The 5,174-nt window shown below is 64.0% G+C and carries 7 protein-coding genes; 3 read left to right on the forward strand and 4 right to left on the reverse strand.

What is annotated here, in order from left to right:
- The coding region (locus tag Q1J79_RS18230) for a DUF6537 domain-containing protein (protein WP_367183016.1) at positions 1-651 on the forward strand (651 nt) is incomplete at its 5' end.
- A 69-nt stretch (positions 652-720) separates the two neighbouring features.
- Entirely contained in the window at positions 721-1,245 is a 525-nt protein-coding gene (locus Q1J79_RS18235) for a PAS domain-containing protein (protein WP_300303190.1), read from the forward strand.
- A gap of 10 nt (positions 1,246-1,255) precedes the next feature.
- Here the strand turns inward: Q1J79_RS18235 and Q1J79_RS18240 are convergent, their stop codons facing one another.
- From Q1J79_RS18240 to Q1J79_RS18250, 3 genes are all read right to left on the reverse strand, one after another.
- Positions 1,256-2,302 carry a lipid A deacylase LpxR family protein gene (locus tag Q1J79_RS18240; RefSeq protein ID WP_367183017.1) on the reverse strand — a complete coding sequence of 349 codons (1,047 nt, stop codon included), beginning with the start codon at positions 2,300-2,302 and terminating at the stop codon, positions 1,256-1,258.
- 90 nt (positions 2,303-2,392) lie between these two features.
- A complete protein-coding gene (gene arfB / locus Q1J79_RS18245) occupies positions 2,393-2,812 on the reverse strand; it encodes an alternative ribosome rescue aminoacyl-tRNA hydrolase ArfB (protein ID WP_300303194.1) in 420 nt (139 codons plus the stop codon).
- Between the two features lie 344 nt (positions 2,813-3,156).
- A complete protein-coding gene (locus Q1J79_RS18250) occupies positions 3,157-4,068 on the reverse strand; it encodes a diguanylate cyclase (protein WP_300303196.1) in 912 nt (303 codons plus the stop codon).
- A gap of 161 nt (positions 4,069-4,229) precedes the next feature.
- Between Q1J79_RS18250 and Q1J79_RS18255 the strand changes: the two genes are divergently transcribed.
- On the forward strand, positions 4,230-4,538 hold the full coding sequence (locus Q1J79_RS18255) for a GNAT family N-acetyltransferase (RefSeq protein ID WP_300303198.1): 309 nt from the start codon (positions 4,230-4,232) through the stop codon (positions 4,536-4,538).
- 15 nt (positions 4,539-4,553) lie between these two features.
- Here the strand turns inward: Q1J79_RS18255 and Q1J79_RS18260 are convergent.
- Positions 4,554-5,174 (reverse strand): methyl-accepting chemotaxis protein (locus Q1J79_RS18260; RefSeq protein ID WP_300303199.1); only part of this gene is annotated, 621 nt, incomplete at its 5' end.

Raw genomic sequence — 5,174 nt, forward strand, 5'->3', positions numbered from 1 at the left:
CTGCGCATGAGCTTCGAGGATGTGATCCGGGTGGCGCAACTCAAACTGAAGCCCGAACGGTTCGCCGCCATCGAACGCGAAACGCGCATCAAGCCGGGCCAGCCCTATGCGGTGGCCGACTTCCTCAAGCCCGGCATCGAGGAAATCGCCTCACTGCTGCCGCCCGCCCTGGCGCGCCGCATCATCGATGTCAGCATCCGGCGCGGCTGGCTCGATACGCTGCATATGGGCATGACGGTGCAGTCGAACCGCATCGGCGGCTATCTCAGGCTGCGCCTGCTGGCCGGCTTGCGGCGCTGGCGGCCGCGCAGCTTCCGCTTTGCCGAGGAACAGGCCCGCATCACCGACTGGCTCGACCTGATCGGACGGGCGGCGAAGATCGACGTGGCGCTGGCGCGTGAGATCACCGACTGCGCCCGGCTGATCAAGGGGTATGGCGATACCTTCAGGCGCGGCGCCGGAAACTTTGCGCTGATCCGTGAGCGCGTGATCCTGCCCACGCTGGATGGCCGTATTCCGGTAACACAGGCGGTCGATGCCCTGATACAGGCCCGCACCACCGCTCTGGCCGACCCGGAGGGCAACAGCCTGGGCAACACCCTGGCCGCCTTCGAGGACAGCCTCAAGCACCCACCCCAGGCGGCGGAATAATCCCCCCGCCTATTCCATGGCGGCCGGTTTTCTGGAACGCTGGGTGGCAGCCATCCCGCGAGTGAAACTGTGCCGTCCGCCCCCGCCGCCCCGCAGAAAATCCGCTCCCCCGCGTTGCACGCCTTCGTCGGCCACTGGTTCGCCAGCCGCCGTGCCGGTGAGCGCGTGACGCGGCGTGGCGATTTCGACATCTTTCACCTGCCGGCCCTGGTCCCCCACCTGTTCCTCTATGACTACGACCCGGCGACCCGCGGCTTCACCCTGCGGGTCGCCGGCGAGGAAATCCGCCGGCTGCTGCCCAATTCGCTGCCCGGCACGCCGCTGGAGCAGATCATGCCGGCCGCGGTCCTGCCGGTGGTGCTGGAGCGGTATCGCCGGGTCTGCGAAGAACCAGCAATCCTGCATGGGGCCGGGCGGGTCTTCGTCAATCTGGGGGGCAGCGGCGTGGGCGAACGCGTCGTGCTGCCGCTGGCTGGCGAGGACGGCCAGGTGCGCCAGATGATCGGTGCCACGATCTACAGCTTCGGCGACCGGCTGCCAGATGGCAGCAGCTTCGCGCGCGAAGAGGTCACCACAACCTTCACTCCGCTCTAGCCCCTAGGCCTCAAAAGGCAAACGATACGCTGAAGGCGCCGAACTGGTCGTCGGTATCCTGGCCTGCATATTCCCGTGTGCGCAGCACATGGGTATAGGCCACCCGCACCCCATCGATCACCATGGCGAGACCGAACTGGGCATCGCCGACGAAGGTTTCCTTATCGACGCTGCGACTGTCGGCAAAGGTATTGCCATCGAGGAAAATGTTACGCGCCACGGCACGGCCATCGACGCCGGCGAACAGATACCAGCCGAAGCCACCCGGCGCGCGCTCGAAATAGCCCGAGCCCGGCAGACTGGGCTGCACCCGCGGCGGACCGTAATCGATCGGCAGGTTGTGACCGAAGCGGAACATCATGCCTGTATTGGCATAAGTGAAGACGTTGCCCAAAGCCGCGCCGGCATGAGGCGTGGCATCGACGCCGAAGCCGCCCGGCAGTCTGAATTCCGGCGACTGCCAGCTGCGCTGATAGGTGAACTGCAGGGTTGGCTCGTTCTTGAGCTGGCTGTCCCAGCCCTGCGCCTCAGGCGAGTTGACAATGCTGTGGATGAAATCCTGCGTCTCATGCGCCAGGGCGGCCGGACCGACCACGCCGATGCTGACCAGCATCTGGTCGAGCACCGATCCGGTACGCGCCACCACGCCGACCGAGCCATAGAGCCAGCCGGCATAAGGCCGATCCGTCTCCGGCGGGTCGCGCAACAGCTTGTCGGAGGCGGTATACATGTTCTGTCCGAGCGCGAATTCGACGCGGATGTCACTGCGGCCGTCGAACATCGGCACCTGCATCGCCGCATCGCGCACCCAGTCAGGCTCGCCGCCCCTGGGCGTCAGGTAGCTGAGGCGCACTCCGTTGGTGTAGCGGCGGTCGGTATCATAAAAAAGATCGTTCTCCAGCACGAAACTGAAAATGCCGACCTGCTGCTGCGGGTCGGTTTTACGGCTCACCGCCGCAACGGGTTTCTCGGATGCCGCATCCTGCGCGACGGCAGGCAGCGGGCAAACAAGCGCGGCAAGGCAGAACGATCCTGCGGTGAAACGGTGAAATATCATGAGCGGCTTTTACGCAAGGAGGGATGCTGTCGTTGTGCCGGTGGAATATGGCGGCATCTGGGCGAATGTGTTGCGAATTTCGACATTGCCTCAATCCGTCGCGGGCCGGCCGCGACCGCTTTTCACCGCCGCGCGCTTGCTTTTCGATTCCAGCCGGCGCTTTTTCGAGCCCAGCGTCGGCCGCGTCGCGCGGCGCGCCTTGGGCGCCACTGCGGCGCGCTGGATCAGCGCCACCAGACGGTCCAGCGCATCCTGCCGGTTGCGGTCCTGGCTGCGATGCTGCTGCGCGGTGAGCACCAGAACGCCCTCGTTGGTCAGCCGGCTGCCGGCCAGTGCTTCCAGCCGCGCCCGCACGTCATCGGGCAGCGACGCGGAGCGCCGCACATCGAAGCGCAGTTGTACGGCGGTCGAGACCTTGTTGACATTCTGTCCGCCGGGACCGGAGGCACGGATGAAACTGGTCTCGATCTCGCGCGGATCGAGGCTGATGCGATGGGTGACGCGAATCATGGCGGCAGGCTACCTGCCCCGGCCCCGCCCGGCGAGAGTGATATTAATGATATCACTGATATCAAATCGGGGGTTTTGCGTCGGTTTGCGGTGCGTTTTGCCAAAATCAGTCGCGCCTGGGCGGCGTGCATCGGTTTCTGTGGCGGGCTTGATGGGTTTGCGTCGCGATTCGGTGGTTTTTGCTGGTTTGGCGGTGGCCACAAATGCGAAGGGCCCGCTCCGGTTCCAAGCGGGCAAACGCATACAAGATTGTTCGTTATGGCGGGCCAACCAACCAGAACATAATAGCAACAAAAGACCTGCCCGGCAAGCAGGCGGCGCAGGCCGTCAGGCAGGCGGTGGCGTCACGCCTGCAGCATTTTCATCGATGCGTCCCAGGTCACGGCCCGGTTTCTGCCACCCGCCTTGGCGGCATAGAGCGCCTTGTCGGCACGGTCGACCGACTGTTCCACCGGTATGTCCGGGTCCAGCAGGGCCAGGCCGAACGAGACGGTGACATGAAATGTTTCCGTGCCATCCGCCGTATGGGGTAGTTCCGCAAGCTGTTCTCGCAGCCGATCGACGATGTCATACCCAACCTGCAGGTCGGCATCCGGCAAACAGACCAGAAATTCCTCGCCGCCATACCGGAATATCTTGTCGTACGGGCGCAGATGCGCCGTCACATGCTGCGCAATCGCAATCAGGACCCTGTCGCCGACGGCATGACCGTATTTGTCATTCACCCGCTTGAAATGATCCAGATCTAACATCGCAACGCAACATGGATGCACCTTGCGCTTGACCAGTTCCTTCTGCTCGCGCAGCGCGCTCAGCATGCCGGCACGGTTCGGCGTTCCCGTCAGCGGATCAAGGTTGGCTAGCGCATCCTCCAGCTCATGCTGGATGATCGCGATGTCCTCGCGAAACCGTTTCAGCGCGGCGACAAAAATCCGGTAATCGGCAATCGGAATGGGAGCGCCGGCCAAGGACTGGCGCAGCAGGCGCGCCGCATTCTGGTGTACCTGCTCATGCGTAACCCCGATCTCAATGAAGCCGGGATGCTGTTCCAGCGCGGCGATCCCGTGCCGGCAATACCACTGGCCAAACTGGCACAGGTGATGTGCGTCGGGATCCAGGTCCCGCGGATCGGGTTCCAGGCGACAGATCAGGGCGCCATGCAGCGCCAGGGCCCATTCTTCGTGATGGGCAAGCGCCTGCTCAAGCGCTTTCAGCGTCGCGCGCGTTTGCTCGGCAGACATTCTCGGGGTCGTCATGATTCTTCCGTGTTAATCAGGCGCCTCGCACGAATTACGGCAATCCTATCATGGGCTGCATACAAGCCCTTGATTTTCGTCAAGGGCATGAAGCATCCGCCCGGGCTTTATCCGGCCGGCGCCCTGCCCTAATCTGAAAATACAAGAAATAGGGCAGCGCCATGAACCATCCCGCCACTGACAATGCCATGACCAGCAACACCGTGACCGACAATGCCGGGCGCAGCCGGTTCGAACTGGATGTCGACGGCCAGACCGTGTTCGCCAATTACCGGCGCCAGGGCGACACCGTGATCATCACCCATGTCGAAGCGCCGATCTCCTTACGCGGCAGCGGCGCCGCTGGCCGGCTGATGGAAGGCATGATGCGGATTATCCAGGCCGAAGGGCTGAAGGTGGTGCCGGTTTGCAGCTATGCGGCGGCCTGGCTGAAGCGGAAAAGGGAATATGCCGGGCTGTTGGCGCCGTAGCGCCTGCCCCGCACCCTACTCCCGACCGAAATGGCGGCGGATCGCTGTCTGGACCTCCGCGTCGAGCCGGCGGAAGCCGACGCCGACATAGCCGTCGGTCACGCGCGCCACTTTCACCTCGGCGTCGAAATTCAGCATCCTGCCATCGACATCGACATTCACCTTCACGGTGATGTCTTTGTTGGCTGGCGGCGGGTTTTCCATCGGGCCGAACAGCAGGCCGGCCGTGCTCCAGTTGCACAACGGCACCTGGCGACCGCTCAGGGTCACGTGGTCATGCGGGCCGCCGGCCTCGCGCCGGCTGGTGCGGCGCTCCTGCTCGGCGCCGCCGGTGCGGAAGAAGCGCACCAGTCCGGCCAGCAGGTTCGACTGGTTGGCCAGCATCTGGGTCGAGGCATGGGTTTCCTCGACCAGGGCAGCATTCTTCTGGGTGATCTCATCCATCGCGGTGAAGGCGATGTTGACCTCGTTGAGCGCCGTGGTCTGCTCCTGGCTGGCATTGGCGATCTCGCCGATGATGCCCGACACGTTCTGCACGGCGGTAACGATCTCGGCCAGCGCCGCGCCGGTCTGCTTCACCAGCCCGGCGCCCTGGTTCACTTCCGTATTCGATTCCGTGATCAGCGCCTTGATGTC

It is taken from the genome of Ferrovibrio sp., assembly GCF_029255545.1.
Classification (GTDB): domain Bacteria; phylum Pseudomonadota; class Alphaproteobacteria; order Ferrovibrionales; family Ferrovibrionaceae; genus Ferrovibrio.

Bases quoted from the DNA above. Each gene is read 5' to 3' on its own strand.
- Q1J79_RS18240 (WP_367183017.1), bottom strand. From the start codon at position 2,302: ATGATATTTCACCGTTTCACCGCAGGATCGTTCTGCCTTGCCGCGCTT.
- arfB (WP_300303194.1), bottom strand. From the start codon at position 2,812: ATGATTCGCGTCACCCATCGCATCAGCCTCGATCCGCGCGAGATCGAG.
- Q1J79_RS18250 (WP_300303196.1), bottom strand. From the start codon at position 4,068: ATGACGACCCCGAGAATGTCTGCCGAGCAAACGCGCGCGACGCTGAAA.
- Q1J79_RS18255 (WP_300303198.1), top strand. From the start codon at position 4,230: ATGAACCATCCCGCCACTGACAATGCCATGACCAGCAACACCGTGACC.